Raw genomic sequence first — 16401 nt, 5'->3', positions numbered from 1 at the left:
CGTTTTTTTTTCCCCCCCCCCCCCCGAAAAATGCAAGTATATGGCTTGAAAAAATATTCTTGTTCATTTTTAAGCTATTTTTCAAAAAAGAGCAGTTGCACTTTTACAACTACTCTCACATATTCACATCATCAATGCTCCAAATACTCTTCCCAAATGGCATCAAAGTCTGACATGGAAAAAGCAAAGCTAGCAGATTCTTCCAAAAAACGACTTACCTCATCAAAATCATCTGATTGCTTGGGAAAATCAACTTCCTCAAAAGCATAATCTGCTAAAATCGCAACAGGCTCATTGCTCTTCGGATTGCGTTGGGTCATCAACCAAGAATAAAAACTTCTTCTCACAACTCTTACTTTCTAATATGATTTTCTTCGTAGAGGGTAATATACCGCTCCATAGACATCTTACTCACCAATTGGCCAATCAATTCATAAGGAATATTCTTGGGATTTTTCATGCGAACGCAGGATTTACCCATGTCCAATTTGGTCGGAACCTGTTCCTGATACTTTTCTACAAACCAGTCATTCAATTCCTTATCCATATAAATTCCCATATGATAGAGGGCAATATGAGCCTTTTGTGAGGCCAAGGCCAAGAAAGGTAAGGGTTCTCCAGGTGTACAATGATAACCATTTGGATAGGCTGACAGAGGGACGTAATAATTGATCATTCCACCCAGCACACCAACCTCAAAACCAGCAGGCAAATGCTCAACAATCACCTGATGAAGCCTTTCAACTGCCTCTCTGCGATTGTCTGGCAGGGCGGCCATGTACTCCTCTATCGTTTCCACTTCAATCAACATGACAAGCTCCTATCTCAACCCAAGCATGGCTTCCTTGGCATGAACCATCTCTGTAATCATTTGGCAATATGGAGTTGGAATACCTGCACGTTTGCCTTTGAAAACAACAGCGCCATTCAGGTAATCAATTTCAGTCTTACGACCATTTTGCACCAAATCCTGATGCATAGATGGATAGTGATTAGATGCTTTTTTAGAAGCATCAATGATATACTTCCAAATAGCCTCTTCATCAATTCCATCGGTTTCTGATTTGGCAACGGCGATGAATTCCTTGAAAATTCCTTGCACCAAATTTAGCCCGCCCTCTGTTCCAAAGAGTTCTCCAATGGTGCAATTCAAGATTGTACAAGTCGGATTCATGGTGCCATTGACACAGGCCTTTTGCCAAATGGCATTGATGACGTGGTCATCATAAGTTGCATTTAGACCAGCCTCATTAAACATAGCAATTATATCAGCAACTGACTGACCATCACCAACCATATTCTGCACAGAGATAGAACCAGGACCCTGCAAATGCGCATGACCAGGCCCCTTAAGACCAGCCAACCAAATCGTTACACCGACCATAATACTCTCATCAGGCACATAACGGCGCATGGTGGTCGCATGTCCAAGTCCATTCAAGAGGCTAAGAACCTTAGTCTTTTCACCAATAATCCCCTTAATATCCTGCAACATTTTTGGCAGCTGGTCCGCCTTGGTTAAAAGGATGATTAGGTCAGCAACTTCCGTCGCCTCAGTCGGCTTCATAATAGGGAGCTGGACGACATCATCAAAATCTCCCGTCACCTTCAGACCATTTTCACGAATCGCTTCGATATGGGCATCCCAATTATCCAACAAAATCACTTCATGCTTTGTCTTTGATAACTGATAGCCAAAACGGCAACCCATGGCACCACTTCCTGCAATATATACCCTCATTTTTAGATCAACTCCGTTCCAAACTCGTCTTGTTTGACCTTCCCAGCCTTCATCAAACCACCCAGGGCTTTTTTGAATTGACCCTTGGAAATACCAAAGGTAGCCTTGATGTCTTCCGGAGCAGACTTGTCGTTCAAGGTCATAAAGCCCCCACTGCTCTCCAGATAAGTCAAAATCATCTGAGCATCATTTTCCAACATCTCAAATGAACGTGGTTTAAGCGACAGATTCAAGGTTCGGTCAACTGCCCGATAACCAATCACACGCGCCTCCAAAACCTGCCCCAAGCGTGGCTCGGCAAATCGTTCACTAGGATGGATAAATCCAAGCATATTGTTATTAGGTAGATAGACAAATGTCCCTGTCATCTTCAGACGGTAAACGATGGCAGGCAGGGTTTGGTTCTGCATATTATCATAAGCAGGACCCGCCATCTTTTGGAAATCTTCTTGAAAAGCTGGTAGGGCCCAAATACGGTCTTTCTTATCCACATCCAACTTAACATAGAGTTGATCACCTTTTTTAGGCCACAACTCCTTGATTTCAGGCAAAATATCCAAGGAAACAACCACCTGTTTGTCTGGTAAACCAGTGTCCACAAAAACACCCAAGTCTTTACGAACGTCAGTCACTGTTCCCCAACCAAAGCTGGTCCGGCTTGCTCCCACTTCTTTAGTGGTTAACCGCAGCTTTTGTTTCATATCTGTATAAGCGAAACCCTTGACAGATTGCCCTAGTTGGAACTCTCCTTCATCTTTTGAAAGAGCAAAGGTCAGCCCTTCTTTCTGGATAAAGTAAAATTGGTCATTTTGGTCGGTCACAAGACCAACCACATAGTGTGCTAATAAATCATTCATGATTTTCTTCTTTCTGATTAAAAATGGAGGAGTTTTGTCTAACTCCCCCATTAGATTGTTTATTTTATCATCACTTCCGTTAGACCTGTTAATGATGACTTTTGGTTACTTTAAAGGAAATTGATTAAACTTCCAACAATTCTTTTTCCTTGTCGGCAGTCATCTTATCGATGGTCTTGATGGCATCGTCAGTGACTTTTTGAATGTCTTTCTCAAGTGTTTTCAAATCGTCTTCCGTGATTTCTTTAGCTTTTTCAGCTTTCTTAGCCTCGTCCATAGCATCACGACGGATGTTTCGGATAGCCACTTTAGAGTTTTCACCCACTTTTTTCACATCTTTTGCCAAGTTCTTACGCGTTTCCTCTGTCAATGCAGGAATAACCAAGCGAATAACTGTACCATCAGACTGTGGTGTCAAACCAAGGTCAGATGCGTTCAAGGCACGCTCAATATCCTTCAAGATAGACTTGTCAAATGGCGTAATCAAGAGCACACGCGCTTCTGGAACGGTAATACCAGCCAATTGGTTCAAGGGTGTTGGAGCACCATAGTATTCTACTGAAATGCGGTCCAACAAGCTAGCATTGGCACGACCAGCACGGATATGGCTGAACTCACGAGCCAAACTCTGATGAGATTGGTTCATGCGTTCTTGGGCTTTTGCAATAATTTCTTTTGACATAAGACTTCCTTCTTTATATTTTATGTTTTATTTTTCTTCTGTAGAGTTAGAAACCGTAGTACCGATTTGTTCACCAAAGACAACACGCTTGATGTTGCCTGGCTCGTTCATGTTAAAGACTACCAAGTCAATGTCGTTGTCCATTGACAGCGTAGAAGCTGTTGCATCCATGATTTTCAAGCCACGGCTGATAACTTCACGGTGGGTTAATTCATTAAATTTAACCGCATTGGCATCTTTCTTAGGATCGGCATTGTAGACACCATCCACACCGTTTTTAGCCATCAAGATTGCATCTGCTTCAATCTCTGCTGCACGAAGAGCGGCAGTTGTATCTGTTGAGAAGTATGGTGAACCGATACCAGCACCGAAGATGACAATCCGACCTTTTTCAAGGTGACGTAAGGCACGACCACGAATATATGGCTCAGCCACAGACTGCATGGCAATTGCTGTCTGCACACGCGTATCCACACCAAGTTGTTTAAGGGAATCAGCCATTACAAGAGCATTCATCACCGTACCAAGCATACCAGTATAGTCTGCCTGCACACGATCCATACCAGCCTCAGCAGCAGGTTCACCACGCCAAAGGTTACCACCACCAATAACAAGGGCAATTTGAACACCTGATTCTGCTACTTCTTGAATTTCCTTAGCCATTGCTTGAACCGTCTGGATGTCAATACCGACACCACGTTCACCAGCCAAGGCCTCGCCAGATAGTTTGATTAGAATACGTTGGTATTTAGGTTTCATCATCTCTCTCCTCTTTTTTATCCCTACTATTCTACCACAAAATCAAAATTTTTTATAGAAAAATCTCCACGAAAAAAGGAAAATCCATTCCAGATTTTCCTAGAGTTTATTAAGCCAATTTTAGTTTGCGACGGAGCAAGTCTGCCCGACTGCCAATCAAACGATCTAGCTGTCGTGTCTTCAAGGTCAAAATGACAAAAACGAATACGCCCACCCCTCCCGAAAGGAGCAAATGAACAAAGCTCGATAGATAACCACCAGCTGGTAGCAAGTGATTGAGAAGCAACTCAAGTAGCCAAACAATGCCACCCATAACCAGGGAAATCCAGCTGATTGTCACAATGTCTTTCACAATCAAACCTTCATCCACACCTAAGACCGCATCAATACGCTTATAGAATAAATAGAGCATGACGGTAAGACTGACCAGGGTTGAAAGGAAGGGGCCGTAAACTTGGAACATATAAATCATCGGCAACTGCAAGACCACTTTTATCAGCATCCCAATCGCAAAATAGATAACTGCTCGACGATTTTCAAAAATCGCTTGAATGACAACGCTGATAACAGAATATAGGCCAAGAGGTAAAATCATGACCAGGTTCCAAATGAAGAGCTGAATTTCAATATCCTGCGATTGACCGTAGAAGACTGAGTAGAGTGGTCTAGCCAACAAGACCGTTCCAACAATGGCTGGAATGGTAAAAATAAAGAGTAACTGCAAGTTATCCGCCACCAAATTGGAAGCTGCCTTCAAATCTTTTTTTACAAACTTCTCCGTAATGAGTGGAATAGCTACACTGCCCAGACTGATAGAAATCCCGATAATCATCATGGTAATCTTGTTGGGATTGGCAGACATAAAGGAATAGAGTTCCAAGAGTTCCGAATTGGTAAGACTGGTAATCTTCTCCATGACATTGATAAAGGTAACTTGGTCAATAAATTGGAGCAGCTGGATGGTCAAACTCAAGATAATAATCGGAATAGCATCCTTGACTGTTTCTTTGATGAGTTGACCTGTATTAACCGATATGTTCTGCTTCTTGGCATGGAGTAATTTTCCCAGATAGCCCTGTTTCCAGAGAGTATAAACCAGAATTCCTACACTTGCCAGCATACCTACAAAGGCAGCAAAGGTGGACTGTACTACTGCGTCTAGATAGTTCCCATTGCCCAGCATCATGATAATAAAGGTAGCTGCTAGAATCCAAATGACACGAACCAACTGTTCAGCCAACTGACTGATAGCGTAGGGTTTCATATCGTGCCGTCCCTGGAAAAAACCTCGTAGGATACTCATAGCTGGAAAGATGAATAAGGGAGGAACCAGACTATACATGACTGGAATGAGTTTTTCTTTGGAACCTGACGCTTCAGCTAGCCAAGGGGAACTGATAAACATAGCTCCGGCAAAGACCGCACCAAAGACCAACATGAGCTTAAAGAATTCCCGAACCAGATAGAGGGAAACTTCTTCTTTCCCTAGTACATTGTACTTGGCAACCTGTTTGGCAATGGCGGTCGGCAAACCAGCCGTAGAAATCAAGAGGAAGTTGGCATAAATTTGATAGCCCATGCTAAATAAGGCATTGGCTTCCGCCCGATGTTCTCCCAGCCAGATATACCAAGGTATCACATAGGCAACACCCAGCAAACGACTGAGAAAATTCCCGGCAGTCAACCAGGCCATGCCTCGCACCATGGTTTCTTGCTCACGGGATTGGCCCGTTTTTGTTTGTTCAGACATGATAAAACTTCTTTCTTTTAAGATAATACTCTTCGAAAATCAAAATCAGACGTTGTTGACTTGATTTGATGAGTGAATGGCTCCAGTGGAGCCTTTCAGCCTGTTACCTTGAAATAAAATAGTAACAGAGTTCTATCTGCATAAGTAGAAACGAACTACGTTCACCTATCTCCAACCTCCAAAGGTTCCCCAAACCTTTGGAGCTAGTCTGTTTTTGATTTTCATTGAGTATAACTCCTCTATTATAAACTTTTATCAAACCATTGTAAAATATGAGCAAGCAAAAGGGAGTGGGACAGAACTCAACAATTAAAAGAAGAGTTCGTCAACAAGTCCTTATTTCCAGTTGTTGAGCTGAAACAGTCTATCCCCAGACTGTTTCACTCCCACCCCCGCATAGCTCCAACAGTCAGAGTAGTGACTGTTGGAGGTTGGAAATAGAGCGAACTTTGTTCGCAACAGTCGTAATGGTCAGATTTGGAGTGTAAAACACGAACTGCTGAGATTTGCTTTGCAAATCTTATCTCCTACCTTTAACAGTCTCCCAGACTGTTAAAGCCAATCAACCACTGCGCTGAGATGTTGACGCTAACTTTGAGAAGTGGTGCTGGGCTTGAGCCCAGCCTCGTTACTTAGAACCAGAATTCACAAGCGAAGTACTTTTAAACAAGAGCTAGTTTTTCGCTAATCAAAGCAGCTTTTTAGGGAATATTAACAAAGGCTGAGTAGCTGAAAATCTAGCCATAAATGGAAGTGCTGAAGGGTGAATACGGGTTCTTAATCTTCTATAGAAGCATATTTTACTGCCAGGCCTTTCTGAACGGCTGGACGGTCTGCAATTTTCTCCACCCAGGCATTTAAATGGCTATAAGAGGCGACATCCAGAAATTCTGCTGAACCAGGATAGAGTTGACCTTGCACCAAGCGTCCATACCAGGACCAGATGGCAATATCTGCGATGGTATAGTCTTTTCCAGCAATGTACTCTCTGGTCGCCAATAATTGATCCAACAAATCTAATTGGCGTTTGGTTTCCATGGCATAGCGGTTAATCGGATATTCCTGCGCTGTCGGAGCGTAATGGAAGAAATGCCCAAAACCACCGCCAACAAATGGCGCGGCGCCAGTTTGCCAGAAGAGCCAGTTAAGGACTTCTGTACGTTCCGCCAAAGCTTTGGGTATGAAGGCGTCAAATTTTTCTGCCAGGTAAAGTAGAATGTTGGCTGATTCAAAAACTGGAACCGGCTCCTTCTCAGAGTAATCGACCATAGCTGGAATTTTTGAATTTGGATTTATTCCAACAAAATCAGAGCCAAATTGGTCCCCTTGACCAATATTGATCAGATAAAGGTCGTAGGCTGCGTCTGAAATCCCTAACTCCTTCAACTCTTCCAGCATGATAGCAACCTTAATACCGTTAGGTGTTCCCAAGGAATAAACTTGGAAAGGCTGTTCTCCTTTTGGTAATCTTTGTTCAAATCGACTGCCTGCTGTGGGGCGATTGCCGGAACGGTTATCGTTTTCATTTTCCCACTTCCAAACGAGTGGTTTTGTGTATTCTGTCATCATTTTTCCTCTAAATTATCTATTCCTAGTACATAACGTCGATAGGTCACTTGTAATTCCTGGATATAGCGCCCCAATTCTACCAACTCCTTTGGCGCTCTCCAGGTCAAGCCAGTCAATTCAGCATTGACAAATACCGATAACTGATCAGCCAACAAATAAAGATTGTCTGACTGGTCGAGCTTCTGCGCAAATTCAACTACTTTCTCACGCAAGACCGGGGAAATAGTTTCTGGTGACAACTGATAAAGGGCTGATAAATGGGAGTAAAATTCTTCACGATTGGCTTTTTTCATAAGAAACTCCTATATCCTTGGTTTTATATCAGTATAACCCTTTTTCAAACCTCTGTCAATATGTCAAAAAAGACTGCCCGAAGACAATCTTTCTATTGATTAAAGTGAGTTTGGATCTACTTTAATACCAACACCTTGTGTTGTAGTGATAGATACTGAAGTCATATAAGTACCTTTAGCTGTAGCTGGTTTTGCTTTAACCATTACTTCGTTGAAAGCTTTGAAGTTTTCAACAAGTTTGTCAGCATCAAATGATACTTTACCGATAAGAGCTTGTACGATACCTGCTTTGTCAGCACGGTAAGTGATTTTACCACCTTTAGACTCTTCAACTGCTTTAGCAACATCCATTGTTACTGTACCAGTTTTAGGGTTTGGCATCAAGTTACGTGGACCAAGTACACGACCAAGACGTCCAACAACTGCCATCATATCTGGAGTTGCGATAACAACGTCGAAGTCCAACCAACCACCGTTGATTTTAGCAACCAAGTCATCTTCACCAACAAAGTCTGCACCAGCAGCTTTTGCTTCTTCTGCTTTAGCACCACGTGCGAAAACAAGAACGCGAGCAGTTTTACCAGTACCGTTTGGCAATACCATTGCACCACGGATTTGTTGGTCTGCTTTACGAACGTCGATGTTCAAGTTGTAAGCAACTTCAACTGACGCATCAAATTTAGCGAAGTTAGTTTCTTTTGCAAGTGCAACAGCTTCTTCTACGCTGTAAAGTTTTGTGCTGTCGATTTTCTCAAGAGCAGCACGTAAGTTTTTGCTTTTTTTAGCCATTTTTATTCTCCTTGTAATGTGGTCATATCGATTTTCATCTCCCACGTCACCTATCGAAGCGATGAGGATATGCGGGTCTTGGGTTTGCTACTGATTAGTCAGTAACAGTGAAGCCCATAGAACGAGCAGTACCTTCGATCATACGCATTGCAGCTTCCAAGCTAGCAGCGTTCAAATCTGGCATTTTTGTTTCAGCAATTTCTTGTACTTGTGCACGAGTTACTGAAGCAACTTTCGTTTTGTTAGGTGTACCTGAACCTTTTTCAACACCTGCAGCTTTTTTCAAAAGAACAGCAGCTGGTGGTGTCTTACAGATGAAATCAAATGATTTATCTTCATATACAGAGATTACAACTGGAATGATCATACCAGCTTGGTCAGCTGTACGAGCGTTAAATTCCTTAGTGAATCCCATGATGTTGATACCTGCTTGACCAAGTGCTGGTCCGACTGGTGGAGCTGGAGTAGCTTTACCAGCAGGGATCTGAAGTTTTACAAGTTTTTCGACTTTCTTAGCCATCTTAAAAATCCTCCTATTGTGGTTTTGGCGGTAATTACAGATTTTTACCTCCCACAAATATGTGTTTTACACATACCTTTTCATTATACATGATTTTAAAAGAAATGCAAGCTTTATGTTTACTTTTCTTCACATTTTTTATAGAATGAAAGTATGTTTGAATCAATCCTCTTTATAAAAATCATTGCAGTTCTTTTCATCTTTCTGACCTTGGCAATTTCCATTATTGCCGTCAAGTTTTTTAAGCTGCACAAATACGGGCGAAACTTTGCTGATATTGCCTTTCCACTTTATGGCCTGGAATTTTATCTTATCTCGGACAGGATTTACTATAGCAGTCTACTACCACACCTGCTCCTAGCCCTCTCCCTGCTATCCATAGGATTGTGCGCCTTCTTCCTCTTCAAGAAAAAAGAGTTCTCCTATAAACGCTTTTTCAAGGTCTTCTGGAGAGCTAGTTTTATCCTGACCTTCTTTATGTATTTAGCTCTAGTCATTGCTGTATTGACACTCAAATCCTAGAACAAAGCCCCCTGTAGCTAGCTGTTACAAGGGGCTCTTTCTATTCATGAATTTCTAAGGGGAGGCCATCGGGATCAAAGAAGAAAGCCATCTTCTTCCCGTCAAAATCATCTGTCCGAAGGGCTTCGTGTCGAATGCCCAAACGGTCAAATTCTTCCAGACAAGCTTCCACATCTGCCACTTTAAATGCTAGATGGCGAAGCCCAGTGTGTTCTGGATTGGGCATGGCTGGACGAATAGGTGCATCCGGCTTGATAAAAATTTCCAAGACCATATTTCCTTTTTTGACATTGAAGAGAATGTCATTTTTTTCTGGACGGATGTGTTCATCCAACTGCTCAAAGCCTAATTTTTCAACATAGAACTCTCGTGTTCGTTCATAATGGCTGCCGATGATGGCAATATGGTGGACTGCTTCAAATTTCATTACTGTGTTTCCAATACCTTTCTGGGTTTGGTGCCTTCTGCTGGACCAATCACTCCTGCTGCTTCCAATTCTTCCATCAATCTGGTTGCTCGGTTAAAGCCGACAGACAAGCGTCGTTGGATCATAGAGGCACTGGCTTTCTGGGTTTCCACTACCAAGGCACGCGCTTCATTGAATAGTGGATCTCCACCCTCATCTCCAAATCCAGCCTCGCCCTCACCCTCTGCCACTTCACCAGGATCAAAGGTTTCGTCATATTCAGCCTCTGCTTGTTCCTTGACAAAGTTGACAATTCGCTCAACATCGTCGTCGGAAATAAAGGAACCTTGTAATCGAACGGGTGCAGACTCTCCAATAGGATGGAAGAGCATATCTCCACGACCCAAGAGTTTCTCCGCTCCATTTTCTCCCAAGATAGTCCGCGAATCTGTTCCAGAAGCGACCGCAAAAGCGACACGAGATGGAACATTAGCCTTAATCAAGCCAGAGATAACATCAACTGACGGACGTTGGGTGGCCAAAATCATGTGAATACCTGCTGCACGCGCCTTTTGCCCCAAACGAATAATGGCATCTTCCACTTCCTTGCTGGCCACCATCATGAGGTCTGCCAACTCATCAACAATGACGACAATGAGGGGAAGTGGGATTTGTTTCTCTTCTGAACGACTATTAAACTCTTCTACCTTGGCATTGTAGCCTTCCAAATTGCGCACACCGATATGACTAAAGAGCTCGTAGCGTTTTTCCATTTCGTCCACGACTTTTTGCAGGGCTCGAGCCGCCTTGCGCGGATTGGTCACTACTGGGATGAGCAAATGGGGAATATCGTTATAGACGGACAATTCAACCATCTTGGGATCAATCATCATAAATTTGACCTGGTCTGGTCCTGCCTTCATCAAAATAGAAGAGATGATACCGTTAACTGCAACGGATTTCCCTGAACCAGTTGAACCAGCGACCAAGAGATGGGGCATTTTGGTCAGATCAAAAGAACGGACAGAACCATTGACTGCCTTACCCAGTGGAATTTCTAATAACTTACTAGCATCCGTCTTGGATTGTTCCCAAAGTTCTCGGAAGGAAACCATGGCCACTTCTGAGTTTGGCACTTCGATACCAACCAAGGATTTACCCGGAATAGGTGCCTCAATACGGACATCCTTAGCAGCCAGTGCCAAAGCCAAATCATCTGCCAGATTGGAAATCCGATTGACTCGCACACCGACAGCCGGTTTTAATTCATAACGGGTTACGGATGGACCGATCTCCGCACGCTCAACCACTACCTTTATACCAAAACTCGCAAAAGTATCTTCTAATACCTTGATATTTTGACGGACAATCTTTTTCTCATTTCCTTGTCCTTTAGACTTGACAGGTGCAAATAGGTCAATGGACGGCAGTTTGTAAACCAAATTCTTCTTGGGTTTGAAATCAATCTGAATATCTTGGCCATCATCTTCAGCAATAGGCTGGCTCTGAGGGGAAATTTCTTCCTCATCCTCCACCAGCATAACCGGAAATTCATCTTCTACCTGATGGTCATAGCCAGAGATAATAGGAACTTGGAAAGTTTGTTCTTCCAGGATTTCACCAGTTTCCAAGTCAATCCGTCTATCATCTAACTCAATGGTCTGAGTATTTTCCGTTTCCTCTAACTGAAGTCGCTCTTCCTCAAGGCGAGCCAATTCTAGCTGACGTTTTTCTTCTCGTTCAACCCGCTTGACCTCACGAAGCTCTGCCCGTTTTGCCTGTCCCTCAGCCAACTTATCCTTAGCTATAGCTAAGCCATCCGCCACATCATAGACAGACCATGGACCTAACTTAAAAATCCCAAAGGCCAGGACCAAGAATCCGATGAAGAAGGCACCTGCATTGGAAAAGAGGACGGACACCGGCCAATAAAAGATACTGCCCAGCAAGCCACCTCCAACAAAGTTGGTCACCTGAAACTTAGATAAATCGCTCAAGATAAGTTTGAAGGTCTGGTTGAATAAGTCACTTCCTTTATAACCTAGGTCCAAATAAGCCTGAAATTCAATCAATAGGCCAATAAGAAGGAAACAGAACCCCGATACAGTCCCTTTGCGACTGCGAATCCGTGCCGGCGCAAATAGGAAAATAAGGGCACCTACCAAAACTAGGTAGGTCACACTTCCAAACAGTAAGCGCAGTAAGTTATAACTCGTTACTCCAAATGCTCCCAAGCGAATAGCAGCGAAGAGGACAAGTAGAATACCAGCCACCCTTAGGGTGATATTTTTTACCTTTTCCTGCTGGGCTTGTTCTGCCTTGGTCGGCCGCCTAGTCGTCTTTCCTTTTTTACTCGTTTTTGCCATAACTTCCTCTACTTTCTCAATCTCTTTATTTTATCATAATTGAGAATATTTTTCATATCAGAAAAAGCCCTGCATTCACAGGACCCTTCTTGGAGTAAAAATAATTTAGGGAGCAAATATTATAAAGTGTTCAGACAGGTCTGCCCTTCTACATAGAAGGTTGAGGTCAAGGTTTCATGACCGTCGTTGACAAGAATTTCCACACAGTTGGTGTCAACCAAGACCAACAAGTCTGTCACTTGGACAGTAACTGCTCGGCGAACCGTTGGCCACTCTTCTTCCCCAGCTTGCTGGATTTTGAGATGACTACGGTCAATATAGACTTCTTGGCTTTCCTTATCGTAACCAAATTGCAGGTAATCTTTGTCGCTTCCAAGTTTTAGTTCCAAACTGTCTTCCAGTCTAAGAGAGAGCTTGCTTGGACCTTGGATACTTTGTCCAAATTCAATATCCTTGAAGGCTTCCAAGACACTTGTTGGCAGAACTTGGTGCAATCCGTTTTTAGTCTTCTTGAGAATGCGTGGAAGGGTCATCTGACCGTACCACTTATGACCTAGGTCATTGGTCACCAACTTGCGACCCCATGTATGTATCCAGGCAATCATAACACGTTCCCCTTCTGGACCTTCAGTCGTTTGAGCTGCATAGAAATCATGTCCGTGGTCAATTTCCTTAAAGGAATCTGCCACAAAGACCTTTTTATCCCAGTCCACATGACCTGTCACAAAGATGTTGGAATTGATATTGATAAAGTCATTCCCGTCTTTTTGGTAACGCATTGGAGAAATAATCAGGTACTCTTGACCGTCCACTTCAAAGTAGTCAGGACATTCCCAGACAAAGCCTTGGTTGGCCTCGCCTTTCAAGAAGATAGACTCAAATTTCCAATCCGTCAGGTTGGGAGAGCTAAGTAAGACGATACAGCCGACATTGTCCTTGTGCTTGGTCGCAACAACCGAGTAGTAGTGTCCTTCTTTCTCAAAAATCTTCGGATCGCGGAAGTCATTGGCAATGACTTCTTCTGGCAGTCCATCTGCTGTTGCGACTGGATTCTGCTCGATTTTTTCAAAGTGAATACCATCAGTTGAGAAGGCCATGTTCTGAACTTGGCTAACTGTCCCGTCTTCATTGACGATGTGACCTGTGTACATGAGCCAAAGGACATCATCTTTGACAATGGCAGAGCCCGAGAAACAGCCGTCTTTATCGTAAGCTTTATCAGGAGCTAGGGCAACTGGAAGTTGTTCCCAGTTGACCAAGTCCTTACTTTTCGCATGACCCCAGTGCATCGGTCCCCAAACACTCTCGTAAGGGTTGAATTGGTAGAACAAATGGTATTCTCCACGGAAGTAGATAAATCCATTGGGGTCGTTCATCCAGCCTGTTTCTGGTGTTAAATGGGCTTTCGGTTTGAAAATCGGATTGACGTTTCCTTTTTCTGTCTGAATAAATTGATTGGCTTTATCAACTGTTTTCACAGGCAGCCTCCTTTTAAATTACTGATTTACTTTGTATTGATCGTAGTATTTTTGCTTGATAGCTAGCCAGTCAGAAAGACCATAACTTTCCAATTCTTTCAAATAGCTATCCCATTCCGCATCGACACCACCGTTGACAATCCATTCTGCACGTTTGCGGTAGATGAAGTCGTTCATGTCTGCTTCAACTTGGGCAATCTTGTCCAAATCTTCTTGTTCCATGAAGACACGAGGGTAGATATCATCGTTGGTCACATAGTCAAGATAAGTAGCGTGCATCAAGTCCAAACGCCATTTCGCATCGTCTGGCATAGTTGTCACTGTACCGTAGTATTCGTCAAGAATAGCAAGCGGTCCACCAACTTCTGTCTTCTGACGCAATTCGCCTGGTGCAGTACCGTTCAATGGCAGGTGCTTAAGGCTATTGGTTGCTGTATCAAGTTCAAATATGTTTTGTTGGGTTTCGTCCCCATAGGTACCCCAGTTGTTTTGAACAGATTGGAGCGGAGCATATTGAGCGTCAATCCATTTAGCTGTCAACTCCAAGTTTTTGTTAGCTGAGGTGATAACCATACGGTCGCGTTGGAAGCCCATACCGTTTGTACGAGTGATATGCTTGGTTCCATCAGGACCTGCCAATACTGGCAAGATGTCATAAGTATCGTTCATCCCTGTAATGTTCGCTTTATCCCAAGTGAAGTAAACACCGTATAGATTTTCACTACCTTTTGCCAAGTAGGTATTCCAGTCTTGCTCAAAGGCTTCTGGGTCAATGAGTCCTTTTTCTTGAAGGGTACGCATGAACTCAACACCTTCTTTGTAGTCTTCGTTGTCTGCTGTAAAGTCAACAGTGCCGTCATTGTTGACAACGATGTGGTCGTCGTTATCTCCGACGCCAAAGGCACCAAAGAGAATCTTGAAGTCTTCGCCGCCGTTACCGTTGACAAAAGACATTGGGATTTCATCTGCCTTACCATTTCCGTTAGGGTCCTTGGTCTTGAAGGCTTCAAGGACCTTAATCAAGTCATCCGTTGTTTTTGGCATGTCAAGACCAAGCTTGTTCAACCATTCTTTGTTGATCCAAGCAATATCGTTAACAGTGTGGATCGATTCCTTGCCTTCACCTAGCTCTTCAATCCATGGGAATGAGTAGATATGTCCGTCTGGTGCTGTAATCATGGAACGGTATTCTGGATTTTCATCCAAAATTTTCTTGAGGTTTGGCATATGCTCATCAATCAAGTCTTCAACTGGTACGATCACCCCTTGTTTTGCCCAGTTCATCAATTCCACATCAGAAGCCCCGTCATTATGGATGGCGTCTGGCAAATCACCTGAAGCGATGTCCAAGTTCCGCTTTTCACCAAAGTCAGACTGGTAGTTGGTCCATTCAATATGAACGCCAGTTTCTTCCTCAAGACGTTGGAAAATCAACTTGTCATTTGGATCAGCTGGAGCTAGGGGGGAGCTAGCTGTCATAAACTTAAGCGTAACTGATTTTTCAAGCGGGAATTGAACATCTTTCAATTCATAATCAGGGCTTGATGCAGTATTTTTTGAGCCACAAGCAGCCAATAAAACGGTACTTGCTAGAAGCGTAACAACTGTTTTTCCAAATTTGTGTTTCATCAGAAACAACCTCCTATATTTGTAAATTGATTTTTTAGAATATCTTTCAGTTTCCTTTTATTACTAGGCAACGAGCTGAAGGCTGTACTGAAGTACGGCAAAGTGAGTTAACGACGTAAGAAAAGAGAAAATGAAAGATATTTATTAACCTTTTAGTGAACCAGCCATAATACCCTTGTCAAAGTATTTCTGGAAGAATGGATACATGACAATGAGTGGCAAGCTTGAGATGACAATAGTCGCATACTTAATCATTTCTGCGATGCGTTTCATTTCATTCATGGCAGCCTGGGCACCAATCATATCCTTAGCAGGCTCGCTTTGAATGAGGATTTTACGAAGTACTAGTTGGAGTGGCTCCAAGTCTGGATCCTTGATGTAAATCATGGCATCAAAGTAAGAATTCCATTGACCGACAAAGGCATAGAGGAAAAGTACAAACATGATTGGCTTAGCTAGTGGAATCATGATTTTCCAGAAAATCTGAAATTCATTGGCACCATCCATAACGGCTGCTTCTACCAACTCATCTGGCAAGCCTTGGAAATAGGTCCGTGCCAAGATGATATTCCAAACATTGACTGCTCCAGGAATAATAATGGCCCAAACGGTGTTCAGCATTCCCAAATCTTTTACCAAGAGATAGGTCGGAACAAGCCCACCACCGAAGAACATGGTGAAAACCAGAAAGGCATTAATCCATTTTTTCCCAACCAAATCTTTTTTAGAGAGTGGATAGGCAGTCATGACTGAGATAGCCACGGTCACGAAAGCAAAGGAGAAGGAATAAAAGAGGGAGTTGAAGAATCCGCGTAGGATAGACTTGTCTGAAAATACCCGTTGATAACCTTCTACTGTCCAGTCCTTTGGATCAAAGCTAATGCCCTTGCTGATCAAAGCCTGCGGATCCATGAAGGAAGCGACTAAGATATAGACCATAGGCACAACTGTTATGAGAACAAGAAATGCCAGCAAGATTTTATTGACAACCAGCATTCGCTTGTCAAATTTTGTGTACATTTGTGTATTCATACGAACCT

Annotated in this window: 17 protein-coding genes; 1 reads left to right on the top strand and 16 read right to left on the bottom strand. The window is 43.0% G+C overall.

Annotated features, from left to right (window positions below; translation table 11 throughout):
* Positions 1-131 precede the first annotated feature (131 nt).
* The 11 genes from C1G53_RS06805 to rplK form a co-directional block, all read right to left on the bottom strand.
* Positions 132-347 (bottom strand): YozE family protein, encoded by a 216-nt coding sequence (locus C1G53_RS06805; protein ID WP_105118186.1) that lies wholly within the window; start codon positions 345-347, stop codon positions 132-134.
* 5 nt (positions 348-352) lie between these two features.
* Positions 353-811, bottom strand: coding sequence for a DUF1801 domain-containing protein (locus C1G53_RS06800; RefSeq protein ID WP_105118185.1), 459 nt, complete (start codon positions 809-811; stop codon positions 353-355).
* A 9-nt stretch (positions 812-820) separates the two neighbouring features.
* Entirely contained in the window at positions 821-1741 is a 921-nt protein-coding gene (locus C1G53_RS06795; RefSeq protein ID WP_105118184.1) for a 2-dehydropantoate 2-reductase, read from the bottom strand.
* Between the two features lie 2 nt (positions 1742-1743).
* Complete coding sequence (cvfB, locus tag C1G53_RS06790; protein WP_105118183.1) at positions 1744-2598, bottom strand: RNA-binding virulence regulatory protein CvfB; 855 nt, start codon at positions 2596-2598, stop codon at positions 1744-1746.
* A gap of 124 nt (positions 2599-2722) precedes the next feature.
* A complete protein-coding gene (gene frr / locus C1G53_RS06785) occupies positions 2723-3280 on the bottom strand; it encodes a ribosome recycling factor (RefSeq protein ID WP_044690115.1) in 558 nt (185 codons plus the stop codon).
* A 27-nt stretch (positions 3281-3307) separates the two neighbouring features.
* The gene (gene pyrH / locus C1G53_RS06780; RefSeq protein WP_172029101.1) at positions 3308-4042 is read right to left on the bottom strand and encodes a UMP kinase; all 735 of its coding nucleotides are present in this window, start codon (positions 4040-4042) and stop codon (positions 3308-3310) included.
* A 106-nt stretch (positions 4043-4148) separates the two neighbouring features.
* Positions 4149-5789 carry a putative polysaccharide biosynthesis protein gene (locus C1G53_RS06775; RefSeq protein WP_105114535.1) on the bottom strand — a complete coding sequence of 547 codons (1641 nt, stop codon included), beginning with the start codon at positions 5787-5789 and terminating at the stop codon, positions 4149-4151.
* Positions 5790-6566: 777 nt separating this feature from the next.
* Positions 6567-7355 carry a glutathione-dependent disulfide-bond oxidoreductase gene (gene yghU / locus C1G53_RS06765; RefSeq protein ID WP_105118182.1) on the bottom strand — a complete coding sequence of 263 codons (789 nt, stop codon included), beginning with the start codon at positions 7353-7355 and terminating at the stop codon, positions 6567-6569.
* Positions 7355-7651, bottom strand: coding sequence for a hypothetical protein (locus tag C1G53_RS06760; protein ID WP_105118181.1), 297 nt, complete (start codon positions 7649-7651; stop codon positions 7355-7357). The genes yghU and C1G53_RS06760 overlap by 1 nt, the downstream gene beginning before the upstream one ends.
* A 99-nt stretch (positions 7652-7750) precedes the next feature.
* Positions 7751-8440, bottom strand: coding sequence for a 50S ribosomal protein L1 (gene rplA / locus C1G53_RS06755; RefSeq protein ID WP_105114539.1), 690 nt, complete (start codon positions 8438-8440; stop codon positions 7751-7753).
* Between the two features lie 94 nt (positions 8441-8534).
* Entirely contained in the window at positions 8535-8960 is a 426-nt protein-coding gene (gene rplK / locus C1G53_RS06750; protein WP_105118180.1) for a 50S ribosomal protein L11, read from the bottom strand.
* Between the two features lie 153 nt (positions 8961-9113).
* Between rplK and C1G53_RS06745 the strand changes: the two genes are divergently transcribed.
* Positions 9114-9482, top strand: a complete 369-nt coding sequence (locus C1G53_RS06745) for a DUF3397 domain-containing protein (protein ID WP_105118179.1) — start codon at positions 9114-9116, stop codon at positions 9480-9482.
* A gap of 40 nt (positions 9483-9522) precedes the next feature.
* Here the strand turns inward: C1G53_RS06745 and C1G53_RS06740 are convergent, their stop codons facing one another.
* The 5 genes from C1G53_RS06740 to C1G53_RS06720 all read right to left on the bottom strand — a co-directional run bounded on the left by C1G53_RS06740 (position 9523) and on the right by C1G53_RS06720 (position 16393).
* Positions 9523-9909, bottom strand: coding sequence for a VOC family protein (locus C1G53_RS06740; protein ID WP_105118178.1), 387 nt, complete (start codon positions 9907-9909; stop codon positions 9523-9525).
* Positions 9909-12254, bottom strand: coding sequence for a DNA translocase FtsK (locus tag C1G53_RS06735; RefSeq protein ID WP_105118177.1), 2346 nt, complete (start codon positions 12252-12254; stop codon positions 9909-9911). Before C1G53_RS06735 ends, C1G53_RS06740 begins: the two co-directional genes overlap by 1 nt.
* Positions 12255-12373: 119 nt before the next feature.
* Complete coding sequence (locus C1G53_RS06730; RefSeq protein ID WP_105118176.1) at positions 12374-13732, bottom strand: glycoside hydrolase family 32 protein; 1359 nt, start codon at positions 13730-13732, stop codon at positions 12374-12376.
* Between the two features lie 18 nt (positions 13733-13750).
* On the bottom strand, positions 13751-15361 hold the full coding sequence (locus tag C1G53_RS06725) for an ABC transporter substrate-binding protein (RefSeq protein ID WP_105118175.1): 1611 nt from the start codon (positions 15359-15361) through the stop codon (positions 13751-13753).
* Positions 15362-15505: 144 nt separating this feature from the next.
* Positions 15506-16393 (bottom strand): carbohydrate ABC transporter permease, encoded by an 888-nt coding sequence (locus C1G53_RS06720; RefSeq protein WP_044682736.1) that lies wholly within the window; start codon positions 16391-16393, stop codon positions 15506-15508.
* Positions 16394-16401 lie beyond the last annotated feature (8 nt).

The organism is Streptococcus suis (assembly GCF_002960445.1).
Classification (GTDB): Bacteria; Bacillota; Bacilli; order Lactobacillales; family Streptococcaceae; genus Streptococcus; species Streptococcus hyiners.
This window is presented reverse-complemented; position numbering and strand designations above follow the sequence as displayed.

Bases quoted from the DNA above. Each gene is read 5' to 3' on its own strand.
- rplK (WP_105118180.1), bottom strand. From the start codon at position 8,960: ATGGCTAAGAAAGTCGAAAAACTTGTAAAACTTCAGATCCCTGCTGGT.
- C1G53_RS06735 (WP_105118177.1), bottom strand. From the start codon at position 12,254: ATGGCAAAAACGAGTAAAAAAGGAAAGACGACTAGGCGGCCGACCAAG.
- rplA (WP_105114539.1), bottom strand. From the start codon at position 8,440: ATGGCTAAAAAAAGCAAAAACTTACGTGCTGCTCTTGAGAAAATCGAC.
- C1G53_RS06760 (WP_105118181.1), bottom strand. From the start codon at position 7,651: ATGAAAAAAGCCAATCGTGAAGAATTTTACTCCCATTTATCAGCCCTT.
- C1G53_RS06795 (WP_105118184.1), bottom strand. From the start codon at position 1,741: ATGAGGGTATATATTGCAGGAAGTGGTGCCATGGGTTGCCGTTTTGGC.
- cvfB (WP_105118183.1), bottom strand. From the start codon at position 2,598: ATGAATGATTTATTAGCACACTATGTGGTTGGTCTTGTGACCGACCAA.
- C1G53_RS06775 (WP_105114535.1), bottom strand. From the start codon at position 5,789: ATGTCTGAACAAACAAAAACGGGCCAATCCCGTGAGCAAGAAACCATG.
- C1G53_RS06740 (WP_105118178.1), bottom strand. From the start codon at position 9,909: ATGAAATTTGAAGCAGTCCACCATATTGCCATCATCGGCAGCCATTAT.
- pyrH (WP_172029101.1), bottom strand. From the start codon at position 4,042: ATGATGAAACCTAAATACCAACGTATTCTAATCAAACTATCTGGCGAG.
- frr (WP_044690115.1), bottom strand. From the start codon at position 3,280: ATGTCAAAAGAAATTATTGCAAAAGCCCAAGAACGCATGAACCAATCT.
- C1G53_RS06725 (WP_105118175.1), bottom strand. From the start codon at position 15,361: ATGAAACACAAATTTGGAAAAACAGTTGTTACGCTTCTAGCAAGTACC.
- C1G53_RS06720 (WP_044682736.1), bottom strand. From the start codon at position 16,393: ATGAATACACAAATGTACACAAAATTTGACAAGCGAATGCTGGTTGTC.
- C1G53_RS06745 (WP_105118179.1), top strand. From the start codon at position 9,114: ATGTTTGAATCAATCCTCTTTATAAAAATCATTGCAGTTCTTTTCATC.
- C1G53_RS06800 (WP_105118185.1), bottom strand. From the start codon at position 811: ATGTTGATTGAAGTGGAAACGATAGAGGAGTACATGGCCGCCCTGCCA.
- yghU (WP_105118182.1), bottom strand. From the start codon at position 7,355: ATGACAGAATACACAAAACCACTCGTTTGGAAGTGGGAAAATGAAAAC.